Source organism: Aeromonas sp. PS2Canimalfood6, assembly GCF_048276795.1.
Classification (GTDB): domain Bacteria; phylum Pseudomonadota; class Gammaproteobacteria; order Enterobacterales; family Aeromonadaceae; genus Aeromonas; species Aeromonas caviae.
This window is the reverse complement of the sequence record NZ_JBLUXC010000001.1, coordinates 96149-115635: the sequence shown is the minus strand read 5'-3', so window position 1 is coordinate 115635 and position 19487 is coordinate 96149. Positions and strand designations below refer to the sequence as shown.

Genomic DNA, 19487 nt, shown 5'->3' with positions numbered 1-19487 from the left:
AGATGGCGACCCGGGATTACGTCGGCAACAGCCCGAGACGACGGGCGGGTGGCCGTAACATCAAGAAAGCGGCCCCTCGCCGCTTTCCTGTTATCCCGGCACTGCTGGCCGGGGCCCTGGTCGTCGGTTTCGGCGCCTTCCTCTACCTCATCAACGGCAAGGGCGCCGATGCCCCCACCATCGAAGAGCAGGTGAAGGCCAACAAACCCAAGGCACAGGGCAATACCCTGCCCCAGGAGAAGTGGAGCTACATCGAGCGGCTGGAGAACAAGCAGGTGGACATCATAGAGCCGCCGCCCCAGCCGGGCGTGCTGCCGCCACCGCCCGCCGAGACCATGACCCTGCAACCGGAGGCACTGCCCAAGCCGGTCGCGACCGACATTCCCCAGCCGGGAACCCCCATCGGTCAGGTGAAGCCCTATCAGCCGCAACCGGTGCAACCGGCCAAGCCGGCCACCGGCGCCCCGGTCGCCAGCGCCCGGGAGCAGGTGATCGACCAGAAGGCCGAGCGTGAGCGGATGGAGCGGGAGATCCGCGCCGAACTGGAGCGGGAGCGTGCCGAGGCCGCCAGGGCCAAGGCGGCGACCCAGACTGCACAGACCGCAGCCGCCGACGGCGGTCGCTACATGATGCAGTGTGCCGCCCTGCGCTCCCAGGATTCCGCGGAATCCCTCAAGGCGCGCATCGCCTTCACCGCCGGGCTCTCCTCCAGTCTGCAGGTGGTGAGCGGGGCCGGTGGCGCCGTCTACAAGGTGATGGTGGGCCCCTTCAACGGCAAGGCGGCGGCCGACGCGGCCAACCGCAAGCTGCAGGGCTCGGGCATCAGCGGCTGCATCCCCAAGAAGGGGTGATCGCCGCGTCCATGCACAGGGCCGGGTGGCAACACCCGGCCCTGTTTCTTTTGGCGCCATCCCGCGCCCACCCGATCCCTCCCCCGCGATCCGTGCTCGGCACAGGCTTGAAAAGCCGTTTTGCCATCCCCATCTTTTCCTCCATGCACAGTCAGGCCGTCATTCGGCTCAAGCGAGGTAAGTAAAGTGACTACCATAGTTTCAGTTCGCCGCAACGGTCAGGTCGTCATCGGTGGCGATGGCCAGGTTTCTCTTGGCAACACCGTCATGAAGGGCAACGCCCGCAAGGTTCATCGCCTCTACAACGGCAAGGTACTGGCTGGTTTCGCCGGCGGCACCGCCGACGCCTTCACCCTGCTCGAGCGCTTCGAAGCCAAACTGCAGGCCCATCAGGGCAACCTGGAGCGCGCCGCCGTGGCGCTGGCCAAGGACTGGCGCACCGATCGCGCCCTGCGCCGCCTCGAAGCCCTGCTGGCCGTCGCCGACGAGCACAAATCCTTCATCATCACCGGCAACGGTGACGTGGTGCAGCCGGAGCACGATCTCATCGCCATCGGCAGCGGCGGCAACTTTGCCCAGTCCGCCGCCATCGCCCTGCTGGAGAACACCGAGCTCGACGCCAAGAGCATTGTCGAGAAGTCCCTCAAGATTGCGGGCGACATCTGTGTGTTCACCAACGGCAACCACACCATCGAAGTGCTGGATTATTCAGCTAAATAAGTCGGCGAAATAGGGCCGCCAAATAAGGCCGCCAGCCAAACCCCATTTTCCAAGGGGTGGGCCCTGCCCGCCCCGGATACAGGAACGCCATCATGTCCGAGATGACCCCGAGAGAAATCGTCCACGAGCTGGACAGACACATCATTGGTCAGGCCGACGCCAAGCGCGCGGTCGCCGTCGCCCTGCGCAACCGCTGGCGCCGGATGCAGCTCTCCGAGGAGATGCGCCACGAGGTGACCCCGAAGAACATCCTGATGATCGGTCCCACCGGCGTCGGCAAGACCGAGATCGCCCGTCGCCTGGCCAAGCTGGCCAACGCCCCCTTCATCAAGGTGGAAGCGACCAAGTTCACCGAAGTGGGCTATGTGGGCAAGGAAGTGGACAGCATCATCCGCGATCTGACCGATGTCGCCATCAAGCTGGTGCGCGAGACCGAGATGGAGAAGATGAAATACCGCGCCGAGGAAGCCGCAGAAGAGCGCATCCTCGACGCCCTGCTGCCCAACCCGCGCAACAGCTGGGGTGAGGAAGAGAAAGCCGACAACTCCAACACCCGCCAGATCTTCCGCAAGAAACTGCGGGAAGGTCAGCTGGATGACAAGGAGATCGAGCTGGATCTGGCCGCCTCCCCCATGGGTGTCGAAATCATGACCCCGCCGGGCATGGAAGAGATGGCCAACCAGTTGCAGGGGCTGTTCCAGAACCTGGGCCAGAACCAGAAGAAGAAGCGCAAGATCAAGGTCAAGGAGGCCATGAAAGCGCTGATCGAAGAGGAAGCGGCCCGCCTGGTCAACCCGGAAGAGCTGAAGCAGAAGGCCATCGCCTCCGTCGAGAACAATGGCATCGTCTTCCTCGACGAGATCGACAAGATCTGCAAGCGCGGCGAGAGCTCGGGCCCGGATGTCTCCCGGGAAGGGGTGCAGCGCGACCTGCTGCCGCTGGTCGAGGGCTGCACCGTCAACACCAAGCACGGCATGGTCAAGACCGATCACATCCTGTTTGTCGCCTCCGGTGCCTTCCAGATCGCCAAGCCGTCCGACCTCATCCCCGAGCTGCAGGGCCGTCTGCCGATCCGGGTCGAGCTGACCGCCCTGACCACCGAAGACTTCGAGCGCATCCTGACCGAGCCGAACGCCTCCCTGACCGATCAGTACAAGGCGCTGATGGCCACCGAAGGGGTCAACATCGAGTTCACCCAGGATGGCATCCGCCGTCTGGCCGAAGCGGCCTGGCAGGTCAACGAGCGCACCGAGAACATCGGCGCCCGTCGTCTGCACACCGTGATGGAGCGGCTGATGGAAGACATCTCCTATGACGCCTCCGAGAAATCCGGCGAGACCTTCGTCATCAACACCGACTACGTCAACGCCCACCTCGGCAAGCTGATTGAAGACGAGGATCTGAGCCGCTTCATTCTGTAACCGGTTGATCGATAACGAGGAGCTGAGCGGTTTACTATCCTGCTCAATCCCATAGCAAGACGCCTCCCCTGTGGAGGCGTCTTCGTTTTCAGCGTTCTCCCGACTCGCAGCCGTCCCGGGCCACATCACCCTGCACGGCACGCTCCTCCCTTCCCGCCAACCAGAGCGCACTCATCAGCAGCAAGGCCGTCAGGGCGAAGGTGACCCGGGTGGCAAACGCCAGCTCGTCCGCCGTCGCGAGGGGGAGATCGGGCCGCCCTACCAGGGCGGCGAACAGGCCCCCCAGCCCCGCCGCCCCCGTCAGCTGGCCCAGGTTGCGCGACAGGGTCAGCAGCCCGGCCACGGCGCCACGGCTCGCCCCCTCCGCCTCCCCCACCACGGCGCTGTTGTTGGCGGTCTGGAACAGGGCATAACCGGCGGTGAGCAGCAGGATGGGCAGCAGGTAGCCGAGGGGCCCGAGCGCCCTGTCCAGCAAGGCCAGCAAGACGGCGGCCACCACCATGAGTCCCAGGCCGAGGCGCACCACAGGGTTCGCCCCCACCCTGTCCACCAGCCAGCCGGCGGGCATGCCGGACAGCGCCGCCAGCAGGGGGCCCATGGAGATCATCAGCCCCACCGTCCCCATGTCGAGGGCAAAGGCGCCGTGCAGGTAGAAAGGACCGATCAGCAGCGTCGCCACCATGACGCTGGCCACCAGCGCACTGGCGATGATCCCGCCTCTTTGCCTGGGCGCCCCCAGCAACGCCAGGGGCAGCAGGGGGCGACGGGCGCCCGAGTCGGCACGCACGAAGAGCGCCATGGCGACGAGCGCTCCTATCCCCGGCCAGACCCCGAGTGGGCTGCCCCGGGTCAGTGCCAGCCCGTAGCAGAGCAGCGCCGTCACCAGCAGCAACAGACTGGTGAGCGGGAGGCCTCCCTCGGCAGAGCCCGCCTCATCCCGGGGCAGATCCCGCCAGGCACACCCCAGCGCCAGCAACGTCAGGGGGAGCAGCAGCAGGAAGGGAGCCTGCCAACCAAATCCGCCGATCAACAGGCCGCCAAAGGAGGGGCCGAGCGCCGTGCCGCAGGCCGACAGGGTGCCGAGCAATCCCATGCTCCAGCCCCGTTGGGCTGGCGGCACCAGCTCTCCTGCCATGGCCAGCGAGAGCACCAGCATGCAGGCCGCACCCGCCCCTTGCAGGGTGCGAGCGGCAATGAGCCAGCCAATGGAAGGGGCCAGGGCGCACAGCAGGGAAGCCAGCGCAAAGACCCCGGTCCCCCAGAGCAGCAGGCGACGCCGCCCCAGACGATCGCCAAGCCGGCCCGCCACCACCGTCAGACTGGTGATCCCAAGCAGGTAGGCCACCAGCACCCATTGCAGGCTGGCGAAGGGCACGCCGTAGTCCTGCCCCAGGGCAGGCAGCACCAGGTTGGCCATGCTGCCCGCCAGCATGGGCAGCAGGGTGGCGAGCCCGAGCCCCGCGAGACCAAGACGGCGCGTCACGGGAGGGGAAACAAGAAGTGGTGTGGACATGGCAGTCTCTCCGGCAAGTGATGATGCACCCAGGCTAGCGGGGGGGGGGATGACAAGGCGGAAGACGCACGGATTGCAGCTTATAGTTGCATCAGACGCCATATGAAGAGACGGCAGATCGCGTATCATGAAGGGGTCGGCCCGTCAGGCGCCGCCTGCGAGGAGACGACCATGACCCCGGATTTCAACCTGCTGATCACCCTGGATGCCCTGCTGGAAGAGGGCAGTGTGGCGGGCGCCGCCAGACGGCTAGGCCTGAGTGCTTCCGCCATGAGCCGGGCCCTGGCAAGGCTGCGTGAAACCACGGGGGATCCGCTGCTGGTGCGGGCGGGACGCGGCCTGATCCCCACCCCCCGGGCGCAGATCCTGCGGGATGAGGTTGCCCGCCTGGTTCAGGAGACCCGGGCCGTGCTGCGCCCCCAGCAGGAAGTAGACCCGGCGAGCCTGGAGCGCACCTTCCGCCTGCGATCCAGTGACGGCTTCGTGGAGGCGGTGGGCCCCGCCCTGCTGGCGCGCCTCGCCGTCGAGGCCCCCGGGGTGCGGCTCCACTTTCTGGCCAAACCCGACAAGGAGAGCGGCCCCCTGCGCCGTGGCGAGCTGGACTTCGAGACCGGAGTCATCGGCACCACCACGGCCCCTGAGCTGCGCACCCAGGCCCTGTTCCAGGACCACTTCGTCGCCGTGGTGCACCCGGACCACCCCCTCTGCGACGGCACCCTGACCGTGGCGCGCTATGCCGCCGCGCGCCACGTACTGGTCTCCCGCCGGAGCCAGCCTCACAGCCCCATCGACGAGATCCTCGCAGGCCAGGGGAAGAGACGCACCATCACCACCCTGATCCCCGGGTTTGCGACGGCGCTGGCCCTGGTCAGGGAGAGCAATCTGGTGGCGACGGTGCCGCACCTGCACTGCGCCAGCCTGCTCGGCGATCTGGTCACCCTGCCCCTGCCCTTCGCTCTGCCAGGGATCCGGGTCGCCCTGCTCTGGCACCCCAGTCAGGATGCCGATCCGGGCCACCGCTGGCTGCGCGCCCTGATACGGGACACCTGCGCCCGGCCCCCCTATCACGCCGGGGCCACCGACACCCCCTGATCCGGGTCAGGCAGCTCCCGGCTCCATCACAGGCCCCTTGTGGCCCGGGCGCCCGCACCCGGGACCTGAAGCGCCTGTCACCACCCCGTCACACCGACATGCCTGTGGCTTGGGCACAAGTGGTGGATCCTTCCCCCTGCCGGACGGGGATCACGGCCCCTCAGAGCGGGGCGGATCACATTGCGGGCAAAAAGATCCTGCCGCCCGCTTCCGCATTTTTTATACGGTCGTATAATTGCGTACAAAATGCATACACCAGGAGCACCAGCCAGATGCACCCCACCCGTCAGAAACTGCTCGATACCGGCCTCGCCATCGCCACCGACAAGGGGCTGCGCGGCCTGACGGTGCGCGAGCTGGCGGCAGCGGCCGAGGTGAACCTCGGCTCCTTCGTCTACCACTTCGGCAACCGCGACGCCTTTATCGACGAGCTGGTGGAGCTCTGGTACGCCCCCCTCTATGACGAGCTCAAGGCGGTGGCAGCCAAAGGCTCCTACCCCTCTGCCATCGCCATGTTCGAGGCCACCATGGAGGCGCTGATCGGTCTGGTGGCGCGCCAGCGCGGCTTCATCAACCACCTGTTTGGCGATGCGCTGGCGGGGGAAGGGGCGGCCCAGCGCTTTCTGCTCAGCCTGCCGCGCCGTCACCCCCTGCTGCTGATCGAACAGGTACGGATGGCACAGGCGGAAGGGTCGCTGGTCGCGGGTCACCCGCTCCAGCTGATGATCTTCATCATGGGGTCGGTCGGCCTGCCGCTGGTGATCGCAGGCAGCGGTCGTCAGCTCGGCTGGCTGCCCGAAGAGGCCGCCCCCTTTCTCAGCCAGATAGACAACCCCGAGGCCGCCAGACAGCGGCTGGTATGGGCACTGCGCGGCCTGCGCCCCACCGACATGAAAGAAGGAGAAACGGCATGAAACAACGCATCGCGATGCTAGCTCTGCTGCTGGCCGTTCTCGGTGGTGACCTCTGGCTGCAGAGCCATCCTCAAGGAGAAGCAGCATGAAACAACGCATTGCAATCGTGGCCCTGCTGCTAACCGTTATCGGCGGCTACCTCTGGTGGCAGGGGCGCCCAGCCGACGGCTCCATCCTCTACGGCAATGTCGACATTCGCGACGTCAATCTGGCCTTTCGGGTCGGCGGCCGCGTCGATCAGGTGCTGGTCGATGAGGGGGATAGGGTAAAAGCCGGTCAACTGCTGGCACGCCTCGATCCGGTTCCCCTCACCCACATCCGCGACAGCGCCCGCGCCAATCTGGCCGCACTCACCGCCGCCAACGCCTTGATCCACAAAGGCTATCGCAGCGAAGAGACCGACCGCGCCCGGGCCGCACTGGCCGCCGCCGAAGCCGCTGCGCTGGAAGCCGACCAGCAGTGGCGCCGCCAGAGCGCATTGGCCGCCACCGGCGCCATCTCCCGCGGTCAGCTCGATACTGCCCGCTCCCAGCGGGATCAGACCCAAGCGCAGGTGCGCTCGGCCCGCGAACAGCTCGCCCAGCTCGAAACCGGCTACCGCCCGGAGGAAATCGCCCAGTCCGATGCCCAGCTGGAAGGGGCCAAAGCGGCGCTCGCCAGTGCCGAACTGGCGCTGGCGGATGCCAGCCTGACCGCCCCCAGCGATGGCATCATCATCAGTCGCGCCATCGAGAACGGCAGCATGGTCCAGAGTGGAGCGACCGCCTTCAACCTCTCCCTGACCGCGCCGGTCTGGGTGCGCGCCTATGTGGAGGAGCCCTGGCTCGGCCACTTCCCGAGCGGCGCCAAAGTCACCCTCACCACCGACTCGCGGCCGGACAAGCCCTATCACGGGGTGGTGGGATTTGTCTCGCCCACCGCCGAGTTCACCCCGAAATCGGTGGAGACGCCTGACTTGCGCACTCACCTCGTCTACCGGCTGCGCATCGTGGTGCAGGACCCCGACCCGGCCCTGCGCCAGGGGATGCCGGTCACCGTCAGGCTGGCGCCATGAGCTGCGCCATCTCCCTTGAGGGACTCACCAAACGCTTTGGCGAGCGGGTCGCCCTCAACGCCATCTCGGCCACCATTCCGACCGGTGGCATCACCGGGCTGGTTGGCCCCGATGGCGCGGGCAAGAGCACTTTGCTGCGCCTGCTGGCCGGTCTGCTGATCCCCGAAGCGGGCACCATCCGGGTGCTGGGGCTGGATCCGGTGAGCGAGGGGGATCTGCTGCGCCAGCGCCTCGGCTACATGCCCCAGCAGTTCGGCCTCTACGAGGATCTCAGCGTGCTGGAGAACCTCACCCTCTACGCTGACTTGCGCGGCGTACTGGAGCCCGAACGCACGCCCACCTTCGCGCGGCTGCTCGCTTTCACCGATCTCGCCCGCTTCACCGCAAGGCCGGCGGGCAAGCTCTCTGGCGGGATGAAGCAGAAACTCGGGCTGGCCTGCGCCCTGCTCGGCACCCCGGATGTGCTGCTGCTCGACGAACCGGGGGTCGGAGTCGATCCCATCTCCCGCCGCGCCCTCTGGCAGATGGTGCGCGAGCTGGCAAAAGGGGGGATGACGGTGCTCTGGAGTACCGCCTATCTCGATGAGGCGGAGCTGTGCGACCACGTGCTGCTGATGGCGGATGGCGAGGTGCGCACCAGCGGCACCCCGGCCGATCTGATGGGAGCCATGGCCAGCCGCTGCTGGCTGCTGGAGGCGGGGCAACTGGATGGCCGCGAGCGGCGCGCCCTGCTGCGCCGGGCACTGGCTCACCCGGCGGTGATGGATGGCGCGGTGGCGGGGGAGCGGGTTCGCCTGCTGCTGCACCCGGGCATGACGCCCCCGCCGCTCCCGGAGCTGCATCTTGCCAACGGCGCCTTTCAACCGGCCCAGCCCCGGCTGGAGGATGCCTTTATCGACCTGCTCGGCGGCGGCCCCGGCGGGGAGTCGAGTCTGGCGGCGGGGATGCGGGAAGCGGAACTGCCGCAGGGGGTCTCCCCCGAGGCGGTGATCGAGGCGCGCCACCTCACCAAGCGCTTCGGCGATTTTGCCGCCACCGATGATGTCAGCTTTGCGGTGCGCCGCGGCGAGATCTTCGGCCTGCTCGGCCCCAACGGGGCGGGCAAGTCCACCACCTTCAAGATGGAGTGCGGCCTGCTGCGCCCGAGCGAGGGGCAGGCGCTGGTGACCGGCATCGATCTGGCCCACAGCCCCTCGGCAGCGCGCCAGCGCCTCGGCTACATGGCGCAGAAGTTCTCCCTCTACAAGCAGCTCACCGTGGCCCAGAACCTCTCCTTCTTCGCCGGTATCTACGGCTTGTTCGGCCGCCACCAGCAGACGCGGATCGATGCCATGGTGACTGCCTTTGCCCTCGCCCCCTGGCTCGATCAGAAGGCGGAATCCCTGCCGCTCGGCCTGCGCCAGCGCTTATCGCTGGCCTGCGCCCTGCTGCACGAGCCGCCGCTGCTGTTCCTCGACGAGCCCACCTCCGGGGTCGATCCGGTGACCCGGCGCGAGTTCTGGTCGCACATCAACGCGCTGGCCGACCACGGCGTCACCGTGCTGGTCACCACCCACTTTATGGATGAGGCGGAGTATTGCGACCGCATTGCCCTCATCTATCGCGGCAAGCTGCTGGCCCTCGGCACCCCGGACGATCTCAAGGGGCTGGCCGCCAAAGAGGCGGCGACCTCTTTGCCAACCGGCTCCTTGCCGACCTGTTCTTTGCCAACAATGGAAGAGGCCTTTATCACCCTGGTCGAGCGGGCCAGCGAGGAGGAAGCATGAGCATCAACCGTCGGCGACTGCTGGCCCTCTGCCGCAAGGAGACGCTGCAAATCGTCCGTGACCCGAGCAGCATCCTCATCGCCTTCATCATGCCGGTGGTACTGCTGGTGGTAATGGGTTACGCCATCAATCTGGATGTGGACCATCTGCGCCTCGGCATCTGGCGCACCGACAGCGGCGCCCCGGCGGTGCGGCTGGAGCAGGCCCTGCGCGGCTCTACCGCGCTGGAGATCCACAGCGGCCCGAGCAAGGAGTCCCTGCTCGCCACTCTGGCCCGTGGCGAGATCCGCGGCCTGCTGGTAATCGACGACGGCTTCTCCCGCGCGCTGGCCGGTCAGGGTAATGGCACGCCACAGGCGCTGCTGCTGACCGACGGCTCCGAGCCCAACACCGCCAACTTCGTCACCAACTATGTGCAGGGGATCTGGCAGGGGTGGCTCGCGGGCGAAGGGGTCGCCATGCCCGTGTCGATAGAGAGCAGCGCCTGGTTCAACCCGGCGCTGGTGAGCCGCAACTTTCTGGTGCCGGGCTCCATTGCGGTGGTAATGACCATCATTGGGGCCCTGCTCACCTCGCTGGTGGTGGCGCGGGAGTGGGAGCGCGGCACCATGGAGGCGCTGCTCGCCACCCCGGTCACCAAGGGGGAGCTGCTGCTCTCCAAGCTGCTGCCCTACTATGGCCTTGGCATCATCGCCATGCTGCTCTGCCTGCTCTTCTCGGTGGCGGTGATGGCGGTGCCGTGGCGCGGCTCCCTGCTGCTGCTCTTTCTGGTCACCAGCGTCTTTCTCGGCAGCGCCCTCGGGCTCGGGCTGTTCCTCTCTACCGTGATGCGCAGCCAGTTCAATGCCGCGCAGGCGGCGCTGATCGCCGCCTTTTTGCCCGCCGTGATGCTGTCGGGCTTCGTGTTCGAGATCGCCAGCATGCCGCCTTGGCTTCGGGCCATCACCCACCTCATTCCGGCCCGCTACTTCGCGAGCTCCCTGCAGACCCTCTATCAGGCGGGCAGCGTCTTCTCGATCCTGCTGGTCAACGGTTTCTGTCTGCTGCTGCTGGCGGGTTTCTGGCTAGCCCTGACCGCCCGCAAGACGCGGCGCACCCTGGAGTAACCCATGCTGATCCGACTCTGGTGGCTGATCCGAAAAGAGCTGCAGGCCCTGATGGGCAATACTCAGGGGCGCTTTCTGCTCATCATGCCGGTGCTGCTGCAAACCGCCCTCTTCCCGTTCGCCGCCACTCTGGAGGTGACCGGCAACACGCTGGCCATCTACAACCAGGATGGCGGTGCCCAGAGCCGCGAGCTGCTGGAGCGCCTCACCCATATGCCCGCCTTCACCACCATCATCCCGGTGCAAGGCGAGGCGGGCATGACCGCGGCCATCACCGGGCAACAGGCACTGCTCGGGCTGATTATTCCGGGGGATTTTTCGCGCCGATTGGCGCGGGGCGAACCGGCCAAGGTGCAGCTGATTATCGATGGCCGCCGCTCCAACGGTGGTCAGGTGGCGGCGGGCTACATCAGTCAGGTGATCGCCCGCTGGCAAAGTGAGGGCAAGGGGCAACCCGAGCTGGCGGTACGCAACCTCTACAACCCCAACGTCGAGTTCCACTGGCATATCCTGCCTGCACTGGTAGCTATCATCACCACCACCGGCTGCCTGATTGTCACCGCCCTCTCGGTCGCGCGGGAGCGTGAGGAGGGCACCTTCGATCAGCTGCTGGTCTCCCCCCTCACCGCAGGCTGGATCATGGCGGGCAAGGCGGTGCCCGGCATCATGGTGGCGGTGGGACAAGGGTGCATAGTCGCGCTGGCCGCCCGTTTTGTCTTTCACCTCCCCTTTGCCGGCAGCCTCAGCCTGCTGATGGCGGGCATGGTCTGCTACGGGCTGGCACTGGCCGGGATCGGGCTCTTCATCTCGTCGTTCTGCTCGACCCAGCAGCAGGCCTTTCTCGGGGTCTTCTCCTTCACCGTCCCGGCGGTGATCCTCTCGGGCTATATCTCGCCGGTGGAGAACATGCCCCAGGTGTTCCAGTGGCTGGCGGCCATCGACCCCCTCACCCACTTCATCGTGCTGCTCAAGGGGGTCTTCCTCAAGGGGTTCGACTGGTCGGCCGCCTGGCCCCTGCTCTGGCCGCTGCTCGCCATCGCCGGCGTCACCCTGTCGCTGGCGCTCGCCATGTTCCGCCGCCATATTGCCTGACGCGCCACCTTGTTCAGCTGATGCCGGTCTCGCCCTGTGCGAGACCGGCCTTTTTCCGACATAAGTTTTCACTCCCCGGCAGTTGGTAAACCGGGCTTACCCTCCACCATCCCTCACCCCGAGCTAACGCAGAAATCATTAACTGGTATACCTATTTTTGTATAGTACTGAATTTTCTCGAATTACCCCTGAGGAGATATATAAATAGACACTTGATTTGCATCAATCGCCCACCCCTGCCGACTGGGTAGCCTAGCCCCAGAATGATGTTTTATTACTCCAAACTTGAGGCAACTATGAGCAAAGTCAGACTGGTCGTTGTGGGCAACGGCATGGTGGGGCACCGCTTCATCGAAGAGCTGATCGAGCGGGCCGATCCGGGCCGCTACGAGATCACCGTCTTCGGTGCAGAACCCCGTCCCGCCTACGATCGTGTCCATCTCTCCTCCTACTTCTCCCATCACACCAGCGAAGATCTCTCCCTCGTCAAACCCGGCTTCTACGACAAGCACGGCATCCGCCTGCTGCTCGGCGAAGCGGTGAAAAAAATCGACAGGGCCAACCGCGAAGTGCATTCCAACAAGGGCACAGTGGTCGAGTACGACAAGCTGGTGCTGGCCACCGGCTCCTACCCCTGGGTGCCGCCCATTGCGGGCAGTCAGCACCACGAGTGCTTCGTCTATCGCACCATCGAGGATCTGAAAGCCATCCGCAGCGCCGCCAAGAGCGGCAAGAGCGGGGTGGTGATCGGGGGCGGTCTGCTTGGCCTCGAAGCCGCCGGCGCCCTCAAGGCGCTGGGTCTCGAGACCCATGTGGTGGAGTTTGCTCCTGTGCTGATGGCCGAGCAGCTCGACGGTCAGGGCGGCCAGCTGCTGCGCCGCAAGATTGAATCCATGGGCGTGCAGGTACACACCAGCAAGAGCACCAGCGAGATCCTGATGCATGGCGGCGAGCAGGCGAAACACCGCCTCGCCTTTGCCGACGGCAGCCAGCTGGAAGTGGATGTGGTGGTCTTCTCCACCGGCATTCGCCCGCAAGATACCCTGGGCCGTTACGGTGATCTCGCCATCGCCGACCGTGGCGGCATCGTCATCGACGATCACTGCCTCACCTCCGACCCCGACATCTATGCCATCGGCGAGTGCGCCGCCTGGCAGGGCCGCTTCTTCGGGCTGGTGGCACCGGGCTACAAGATGGCCCAGATCACCGTCGACCATCTGCTCGGCGGCGACAGCCGCTTCGAAGGGGCAGACATGAGCGCCAAGCTCAAGCTGCTCGGCGTCTCCGTCGGCTCCATCGGTGATGCCCACGGCCGCACCCCGGGCAGCCACAGCTATGTGTTCCAGGATGATCAGGCCGGCGTCTACAAGAAGATCGTGGTGAGCGAAGACAACAGCCGCCTGCTTGGCGCCGTGCTGGTGGGTGACGTGGATGACTACGGCAACCTGCTGCAGATGATGCTCAACGCCCTGCCGCTGCCGAGCCACCCGGATACCCTGATCCTGCCCGCCTACGCCGGTGCCAAACCGACGTTGGGGGTGGATGCCCTGCCGGAGAGCGCCCAGATCTGCTCCTGCTTCGACGTCTCCAAGGGTGACATCGCCAAGGCGGTGGCCGAGGGCCACACCACCCTGGCCGCCATCAAGCAGCACACCAAGGCCGGTACCGGCTGCGGCGGCTGCGTGCCCCTCATCAGCCAGGTGCTCAACGCCGAATTGGTGAAACAGGGCATCGAGGTCAACAACCACCTCTGCGCCCACTTCCCCCACTCCCGTCAGGAGCTGTTCCATCTGGTCAAGGTGGAAGGGATCAAGAGCTTCGACGAGCTGCTGGCCAAGCATGGTCACGGCTATGGCTGCGAGGTGTGCAAGCCCACGGTCGGCTCCATCCTCGCCTCCTGCTGGAACGGCTATGTGCTGAGCCCGCTCAACACCCCGCTGCAGGACACCAACGACATCTTCCTCGGCAACATGCAGAAGGACGGCAGCTACTCCGTCATCCCGCGCATGGCCGGTGGTGAGGTGACCCCGGAAGGCTTGCTGGCGGTGGCCGAAGTGGCCCGCGACTACAAGCTCTACACCAAGATCACCGGCGCCCAGCGCATCGGCCTGTTCGGGGCCCAGAAGGATGATCTGCCCGCCATCTGGCGCAAGCTGCTGGCGGCGGGTTTCGAGACCGGTCAGGCCTACGCCAAGGCGCTGCGCATGGCCAAGACCTGCGTCGGCAGCACCTGGTGCCGCTTCGGCGTGCAGGACAGCGTCGGCCTCGGGGTCTTCCTCGAGAACCGCTACAAGGGCATTCGTACCCCCCACAAGATGAAGTTCGGCGTCTCCGGCTGCACCCGTGAATGTGCGGAAGCACAGGGCAAGGATGTCGGCATCATCGCCACCGACGCGGGCTGGAACCTCTATGTAGGCGGCAACGGCGGCATGAAACCGCGCCACGCCGATCTGCTGGCGTCTGACCTCGACCGCGAGACCCTGATCAAGCTGATCGACCGCTTTATGATGTTTTACGTCACCAGCGCCGACAAACTGCAGCGCACCTCGGTCTGGCTCGGCAACCTGGAAGGGGGCGTCGACTATCTGCGCGAGGTGATCGTCGATGACAAGCTGGGGCTGGCCGAGACGCTGGAACGCGATATCCAGACCCTCATCGACAGCTACGAGTGCGAATGGTCGCGCACCCTCAACGAAGAGGAAGCGCTCAAGCGTTTCAGCCACTTCATCAACAGCGACAAGCGCGATCCGGACGTCCAGTTCGTCAGCGAACGCGACCAGCACCGACCGGCGACCCCGGCCGAGCGCATCCCCGTCTACCAGATCGAGGTGGAGACCAAATGATGAAATTAGCCTGCCAACTCAATGACATTTTCCCAGGCACCGGGGTTTGCGCCCTGATCGAAGGTCGCCAGATCGCCCTGTTCCGCCCGAGCGCGGCGGCCGAGGTGTTCGCCATCGACAACCGGGACCCCTTCTTCGCCGCCAACGTGCTGTCGCGGGGCCTGATCTGCGAGCACGACGGCGAGCTCTGGGTCGCCAGCCCGCTCAAGAAGCAGCGCTTTCGCCTGAGCGACGGCCACTGTTTCGACAACCCCGTCATGTCGGTGCAGAGCTACCCCGTTGAAGTGCGCGACCAGCAGGTCTGGGTCGCCGTCTAACACCAGATCCCACCCCGGCCCTCCCCTTCACAGGGGAGGGAGCAAAAAGCCCCTCCCCCTTGACAAGGGGGAGGCAGGGAGGGGGTTAAAAAACAGTCAGGGCTGCCCGCGGGCGGCCCTCTTGAAGGAAACAAAGATGTATACCGAAACCATCAACAAGTGCGCCGCCAACGCGGCCCGCATCAATCGCTTCGAGCGCAGCGACAAGCTCGGCTTCTGGCTCAGCTCGGCCATGGCGGGGGCCTATGTTGGCCTTGGCATCATCCTCATCTTCACCCTGGGCAACCTGGTGGATCCCGCCATCCGTCCGCTGGTGATGTGGGCCACCTTCGGCATCGCCCTGACCTTAGTTGTCATCGCCGGCTCCGAGCTGTTCACCGGCCACACCATGTTCCTCACCTTCGGGGTGAAGACGGGCAAGATCACCATGGCCGACCTGCTGCGTATCCTGCCGCAGACCTGGGCCGGCAACCTGATTGGCTCCATTGTGGTGGCGCTCATCTACTCCTACGGCGGCAGCCTGCTACCGGATGCGGGCAGTCTGGCCCACAAGGTGGCGCTGGCCAAGACCCAGGCACCTGCCTTGACCCTGTTCATGAAGGGCGTGCTGTGCAACTGGCTGGTCTGCCTCGCCATCTGGATGGCGCTGCGCACCGAAGGGGCCGCCAAGTTCATCGCCATCTGGTGGTGTCTGCTGGCCTTTATCGCCTCCGGCTACGAGCACTCCATCGCCAACATGACCCTGTTCGCCCTCTCCTGGTTCGGTGCCCATTCCGAGGCCTACACCCTGGGCGGCATCGGCCACAACCTGCTGTGGGTGACCCTGGGCAACACCGTCTCCGGTGCCCTCTTCATGGGCCTCGGCTACTGGTATGCCACTCCCAAGGCTGAGCGCCCGGTCGCGGTGAGCGAGACCACCAGCACCGCCAGCCAGACCCGAACCGCCTGATCAGGAGGCCCCATGGACTACTTGCCCATCTTTTGCCGACTCGACAACAAACCCGTGCTGCTGGTCGGCGGCGGCGAGGTGGCGGAGCGCAAGGCGCGCCTGCTGCTGGATGCCGGTGCCCAGCTCACCGTGGTCGCGCCCGATCTCGACCCAGAGCTGGCGGAGCTGGCTGCCAACGGGAGCATCGAGTGGCTGGCCGGTGAATTCGCGCCGCAGCAACTGGCGGGCAAGTGGCTGGTGGTGGCCGCCACCGATCGGCGCGAGGTGAATGCCCTGGTCTACCAGAGCGCCAATCAGGCGCGGATCTTTGCCAACGTGGTGGATGACCCGAAACGCTCCAGCTTCATCATGCCGTCGATCATCGACCGCTCGCCGCTGATGGTGGCCATCTCCTCCGGCGGCAAGGCCCCGGTGCTGGCCCGCTTGCTGCGGGAAAAACTCGAAGCCCTGCTGCCGCAGCATCTGGGTGCCGTCGCGGCCTTCGCCGGCAGCCTGCGGGAGCGGGTCAAGGCCCGCTTCGCCAACATGGGCGAGCGGCGCCGCTTCTGGGAACGGCTGCTCGGGGCGGATCGGCTCGGTCAGGCGCTGGCACGGGGCGATAGCGCCTCTGCCAATCAGCTGGCCGACAACCTGTTTGCCGATGAAAGCCAGACCGGTGGCGAAGTGGTGCTGGTGGGGGCTGGCCCCGGCGATCCGGGTCTGCTCACCCTGCACGCCCTGCGCCAGATGCAGCAGGCCGACGTGGTGGTCTATGACCGGCTGGTCTCGGACGAGGTGATGGCACTGGTGCGCCGCGACGCCAAGCGCATCTTCGTCGGCAAGCAGGCGGGCAACCACTGCGTACCGCAGGAGGGGATCAACCAGCTCTTGCTGGAAGAGGCGAAGAAGGGCCAGCGGGTGGTGCGGCTGAAGGGGGGTGACCCCTTTATCTTCGGCCGTGGTGGCGAGGAGCTGGAGACGCTGGTCGGCAGCGGCATCGGTTTTCAGGTGGTGCCGGGGATCACCGCTGCCAGCGGCTGCGCGGCCTACGCCGGTATTCCGCTGACCCACCGCGACCACGCCCAGAGCGTCCGCTTCGTCACCGCCCACGGCAAGGGGGGCGCCCGGGATCTCGACTGGCCGCTGCTGGCCAAGGACAAACAGACGCTGGTGTTCTATATGGGGCTCTCATCCTGCGCCACCATCCGCGAGCAACTGCTGGCCCACGGCAAGGCGGGCCACACCCCGGTGGCGCTAATCGAGCGCGGCACCCAGCCAAGCCAGCGGGTCATTCGCGGTACCCTCGATCAGTTGCCCGCGCTGGCTGTGGGGGTCGAGAGCCCGGCCCTCATCATGGTGGGATCTGTGGTGACCCTAGCGGACCAGCTCGCCTGGTTCGGGCAAGGAGGCGCCACAGACGCGGCCCTGGCTTCGGCCTGATCGCTGCATCCATTCCAACGCCACCCTCGGGTGGCGTTTCTTTTTCTGCATTTACTGTCATAACCTCTTGTTTTGAGTCTGGTATCCTATGGGGACTGTCCGCCGGATCACCGAATTCAGGAATTCTGCTTCATGTCCCTCCCCCCCAAGAACAGCGCCAAACAGCGTGAACACGACAGAGCCCGCATCCTCACGCTGCTGCTGGCTGATGATGCCCTCACCGAGAGCCTGCTCGACCCGCAAGGGGAGCAGGACGCAGCGCTTCGGGACCAGACCAGCGAGCTGACCCGGCTGGTCAACAGCCTGCCCGCCGCCGATATCGCCGATGCGCTGGAATCCCTGCCGCCGGACGAGCGCCACGTGCTGTGGCAGCAGGTGGATGCAGACAAGCACGGCCAGATCCTGGTGGAAGCGTCGGAGACGGTGTGGGACAGCCTCATCAGCGGCATGAGCGACAAGGAGCTGCTGCACGCCCTGAGCACCCTCGACATCGACGACCAGATCTACCTGGGCCAGCACCTTCCCCGCAACCTGATGGGGCGGCTGCTCACCTCCATGGCGCCGGTGGACAGGGACAAGGTGCGGGAGGTGATCCGCTACGGCAAGCACACGGTCGGCGCCATGATGGACTTCGAGCTCATCACGGTGCGGCCCGACGTGACCCTGGCCACCGTCCAGCGCTATCTGCGCCTGCGCGGCCAGATCCCCGCCAACACCGACAAGCTGTTCGTCACCGATCGGCGCAACCGGCTGCAGGGGGAGCTGCCCCTCACCGCCGTGCTGCTGCACAAGCCCGAGACCCTGGTGAGCGACGCGATGGAGAAGGATCCGGTCACCTTCGATCCGGAAGACAACGACGAGGCCGCCGCCCGCACCTTCGAGCGGGACGACCTGGTCTCCGCCGCCGTGGTGGATGCAAGGGGCAAGCTGATGGGCCGGCTCACCGTCGCCGAGGTGGTGGACCTGGTCTATGAGGAGAGCGACACCGACCTGCGCCGCATGGGGGGGATCAGCGAGGAAGAAGACGTCTTCGCCCCCGTCTCCAAGGCGGTCAAGACCCGCTGGGCCTGGCTCGCCATCAACCTCTGCACCGCCTTCGTTGCATCGCGGGTGATCGGCCTGTTCGAGCACACCATCTCCCAGCTGGTGGCGCTGGCGGCGCTGATGCCCATCGTCGCGGGGATCGGCGGCAACACCGGCAACCAGACCATCACCATGATAGTGCGGGCGCTGGCGCTGCAGCATATCCAGACCGGCAACGTCTCCTTCCTGCTGTGGCGCGAGCTGGGGGTGGCCCTGATCAACGGCCTGGTGTGGGGCGGCATCATGGGCATCGCCACCTTCCTACTCTATCAGGATGCGGCGCTGGGAGGCGTGATGACGCTCGCCATGATCCTCAACCTGCTGGTGGCGGCGCTGATGGGGGTCATCATCCCCATGACCATGAGTCGGCTGGGGCGCGACCCGGCGGTGGGGGCCAGCGTGATGATCACCGCCATCACCGACACCGGCGGCTTCTTCATCTTCCTGGGGCTGGCGACCCTGTTCCTGCTCTAGGGCCCAAGGCTGACCGTCTGCGGCTCCTGCCATGACACGGGGCCGCTTTCGCGCAAAAACGGCATTTCACGCCACTGGGCAAGGAATAGTCGTTGAAATGCCAACCCCACTCCTTATACTGGATCCACCTGTTTCCAGCGGTGGATCTGACACAATGGAATACAACACTTCAGAACTGTGCGACATCTATCAGGACATGGTGGATGTGCTCGAACCCATGCTCTGCTCCTTCGGCGGCCGCGCCTCTTTCGGCGGCGTCATCACCACGGTCAAGTGCTTCGAATCGAACGGTCTTATCCGTGAACTGGTCAAGGAGAACGGCGTTGGTCGCGTGCTGTTGATCGACGGTGGCGGCTCCATGCGTCGTGCCCTGATCGACAGCGAGATCGCCACCACGGCGGCGGAAAATGAGTGGGAAGGGATCGTCTGCTACGGTTGCGTCCGTGAGGTCGATATCCTGGAAGATCTCGACATCGGCATTCAGGCCCTGGCGGCCATTCCGGTGGGCGCCGACAGCAAGGATATCGGGGAAACCGATCTGCCGGTCAACTTCGGCGGCGTCACCTTCCTGCCGGATGACCACCTCTATGCCGATACCACTGGGGTGATCCTCTCCCCCGATGCCCTCGACATCGAGTAAACAGCGCTGAGTGAAAATGGGAGCCCTGGCTCCCATTTTTTATGCCCGCTGATGGCGGAAAAGACGCAAAAAAAGAGGGCCAGTAAACTACTGGCCCCTTAACTGGAAGCAATGTGAGCAATGTCGTGCCTTCACAAGAAGTCCATCACGTTGGAACAAATGAAGTCTTTCCCGGAAAACAAGTTAACAATAATCATTCTCATTTAACTGTGCAAGCCTTATTTGCGAAGATC

16 protein-coding genes are annotated in these 19487 nt (G+C 65.5%); 15 read left to right on the top strand and 1 reads right to left on the bottom strand.

Features of this window, described 5'->3' with window-relative positions:
- Positions 1 to 2 precede the first annotated feature (2 nt).
- From ACNPAA_RS00535 to hslU, 3 genes are all read left to right on the top strand, one after another.
- Complete coding sequence (locus tag ACNPAA_RS00535) at positions 3 to 851, top strand: SPOR domain-containing protein (RefSeq protein WP_043153969.1); 849 nt, start codon at positions 3 to 5, stop codon at positions 849 to 851.
- A 186-nt stretch (positions 852 to 1037) separates the two neighbouring features.
- Positions 1038 to 1571, top strand: coding sequence for an ATP-dependent protease subunit HslV (gene hslV / locus ACNPAA_RS00530; RefSeq protein ID WP_005306539.1), 534 nt, complete (start codon positions 1038 to 1040; stop codon positions 1569 to 1571).
- 92 nt (positions 1572 to 1663) lie between these two features.
- Positions 1664 to 2992 (top strand): HslU--HslV peptidase ATPase subunit, encoded by a 1329-nt coding sequence (gene hslU / locus ACNPAA_RS00525; RefSeq protein ID WP_010676031.1) that lies wholly within the window; start codon positions 1664 to 1666, stop codon positions 2990 to 2992.
- 88 nt (positions 2993 to 3080) lie between these two features.
- On the opposite strand, the gene ACNPAA_RS00520 is transcribed toward hslU, so the two are convergent.
- A complete protein-coding gene (locus ACNPAA_RS00520) occupies positions 3081 to 4505 on the bottom strand; it encodes an MFS transporter (RefSeq protein WP_417891499.1) in 1425 nt (474 codons plus the stop codon).
- A gap of 171 nt (positions 4506 to 4676) precedes the next feature.
- On the opposite strand from ACNPAA_RS00520, the gene ACNPAA_RS00515 reads away from it, so the two are divergent.
- From ACNPAA_RS00515 to rraA, 12 genes are all read left to right on the top strand, one after another.
- The gene (locus ACNPAA_RS00515; RefSeq protein WP_043153476.1) at positions 4677 to 5597 is read left to right on the top strand and encodes a LysR family transcriptional regulator; all 921 of its coding nucleotides are present in this window, start codon (positions 4677 to 4679) and stop codon (positions 5595 to 5597) included.
- A gap of 272 nt (positions 5598 to 5869) precedes the next feature.
- Complete coding sequence (locus ACNPAA_RS00510; RefSeq protein ID WP_043153473.1) at positions 5870 to 6511, top strand: TetR/AcrR family transcriptional regulator; 642 nt, start codon at positions 5870 to 5872, stop codon at positions 6509 to 6511.
- Positions 6512 to 6596: 85 nt separating this feature from the next.
- A complete protein-coding gene (gene hlyD / locus ACNPAA_RS00505; RefSeq protein WP_043153471.1) occupies positions 6597 to 7565 on the top strand; it encodes a secretion protein HlyD in 969 nt (322 codons plus the stop codon).
- Positions 7562 to 9331 (top strand): ATP-binding cassette domain-containing protein, encoded by a 1770-nt coding sequence (locus ACNPAA_RS00500; RefSeq protein ID WP_417891498.1) that lies wholly within the window; start codon positions 7562 to 7564, stop codon positions 9329 to 9331. Before hlyD ends, ACNPAA_RS00500 begins: the two co-directional genes overlap by 4 nt.
- On the top strand, positions 9328 to 10437 hold the full coding sequence (locus ACNPAA_RS00495) for an ABC transporter permease (protein WP_043153466.1): 1110 nt from the start codon (positions 9328 to 9330) through the stop codon (positions 10435 to 10437). Before ACNPAA_RS00500 ends, ACNPAA_RS00495 begins: the two co-directional genes overlap by 4 nt.
- Positions 10438 to 10440: 3 nt before the next feature.
- Positions 10441 to 11529, top strand: a complete 1089-nt coding sequence (locus tag ACNPAA_RS00490) for an ABC transporter permease (protein ID WP_161470389.1) — start codon at positions 10441 to 10443, stop codon at positions 11527 to 11529.
- A 296-nt stretch (positions 11530 to 11825) separates the two neighbouring features.
- Positions 11826 to 14372 carry a nitrite reductase large subunit NirB gene (nirB, locus tag ACNPAA_RS00485; RefSeq protein WP_417891497.1) on the top strand — a complete coding sequence of 849 codons (2547 nt, stop codon included), beginning with the start codon at positions 11826 to 11828 and terminating at the stop codon, positions 14370 to 14372.
- Positions 14372 to 14689 carry a nitrite reductase small subunit NirD gene (gene nirD / locus ACNPAA_RS00480; protein WP_043153488.1) on the top strand — a complete coding sequence of 106 codons (318 nt, stop codon included), beginning with the start codon at positions 14372 to 14374 and terminating at the stop codon, positions 14687 to 14689. Before nirB ends, nirD begins: the two co-directional genes overlap by 1 nt.
- A 136-nt stretch (positions 14690 to 14825) precedes the next feature.
- The gene (nirC, locus tag ACNPAA_RS00475; RefSeq protein ID WP_417891496.1) at positions 14826 to 15638 is read left to right on the top strand and encodes a nitrite transporter NirC; all 813 of its coding nucleotides are present in this window, start codon (positions 14826 to 14828) and stop codon (positions 15636 to 15638) included.
- A 12-nt stretch (positions 15639 to 15650) separates the two neighbouring features.
- Complete coding sequence (cysG, locus tag ACNPAA_RS00470) at positions 15651 to 17057, top strand: siroheme synthase CysG (RefSeq protein WP_043153455.1); 1407 nt, start codon at positions 15651 to 15653, stop codon at positions 17055 to 17057.
- Positions 17058 to 17189: 132 nt separating this feature from the next.
- Positions 17190 to 18614: a magnesium transporter gene (gene mgtE, locus ACNPAA_RS00465; RefSeq protein ID WP_043153452.1), complete on the top strand. Its 1425-nt coding sequence runs from the start codon at positions 17190 to 17192 to the stop codon at positions 18612 to 18614.
- A gap of 154 nt (positions 18615 to 18768) precedes the next feature.
- A complete protein-coding gene (gene rraA / locus ACNPAA_RS00460; RefSeq protein ID WP_010676045.1) occupies positions 18769 to 19254 on the top strand; it encodes a ribonuclease E activity regulator RraA in 486 nt (161 codons plus the stop codon).
- Positions 19255 to 19487 lie beyond the last annotated feature (233 nt).

Bases quoted from the DNA above. Each gene is read 5' to 3' on its own strand.
- ACNPAA_RS00535 (WP_043153969.1), top strand. From the start codon at position 3: ATGGCGACCCGGGATTACGTCGGCAACAGCCCGAGACGACGGGCGGGT.
- hslU (WP_010676031.1), top strand. From the start codon at position 1,664: ATGTCCGAGATGACCCCGAGAGAAATCGTCCACGAGCTGGACAGACAC.
- ACNPAA_RS00520 (WP_417891499.1), bottom strand. From the start codon at position 4,505: ATGTCCACACCACTTCTTGTTTCCCCTCCCGTGACGCGCCGTCTTGGT.
- ACNPAA_RS00515 (WP_043153476.1), top strand. From the start codon at position 4,677: ATGACCCCGGATTTCAACCTGCTGATCACCCTGGATGCCCTGCTGGAA.
- ACNPAA_RS00510 (WP_043153473.1), top strand. From the start codon at position 5,870: ATGCACCCCACCCGTCAGAAACTGCTCGATACCGGCCTCGCCATCGCC.
- hlyD (WP_043153471.1), top strand. From the start codon at position 6,597: ATGAAACAACGCATTGCAATCGTGGCCCTGCTGCTAACCGTTATCGGC.
- ACNPAA_RS00500 (WP_417891498.1), top strand. From the start codon at position 7,562: ATGAGCTGCGCCATCTCCCTTGAGGGACTCACCAAACGCTTTGGCGAG.
- ACNPAA_RS00495 (WP_043153466.1), top strand. From the start codon at position 9,328: ATGAGCATCAACCGTCGGCGACTGCTGGCCCTCTGCCGCAAGGAGACG.
- ACNPAA_RS00490 (WP_161470389.1), top strand. From the start codon at position 10,441: ATGCTGATCCGACTCTGGTGGCTGATCCGAAAAGAGCTGCAGGCCCTG.
- nirB (WP_417891497.1), top strand. From the start codon at position 11,826: ATGAGCAAAGTCAGACTGGTCGTTGTGGGCAACGGCATGGTGGGGCAC.
- nirD (WP_043153488.1), top strand. From the start codon at position 14,372: ATGAAATTAGCCTGCCAACTCAATGACATTTTCCCAGGCACCGGGGTT.
- nirC (WP_417891496.1), top strand. From the start codon at position 14,826: ATGTATACCGAAACCATCAACAAGTGCGCCGCCAACGCGGCCCGCATC.
- cysG (WP_043153455.1), top strand. From the start codon at position 15,651: ATGGACTACTTGCCCATCTTTTGCCGACTCGACAACAAACCCGTGCTG.
- mgtE (WP_043153452.1), top strand. From the start codon at position 17,190: ATGTCCCTCCCCCCCAAGAACAGCGCCAAACAGCGTGAACACGACAGA.
- rraA (WP_010676045.1), top strand. From the start codon at position 18,769: ATGGAATACAACACTTCAGAACTGTGCGACATCTATCAGGACATGGTG.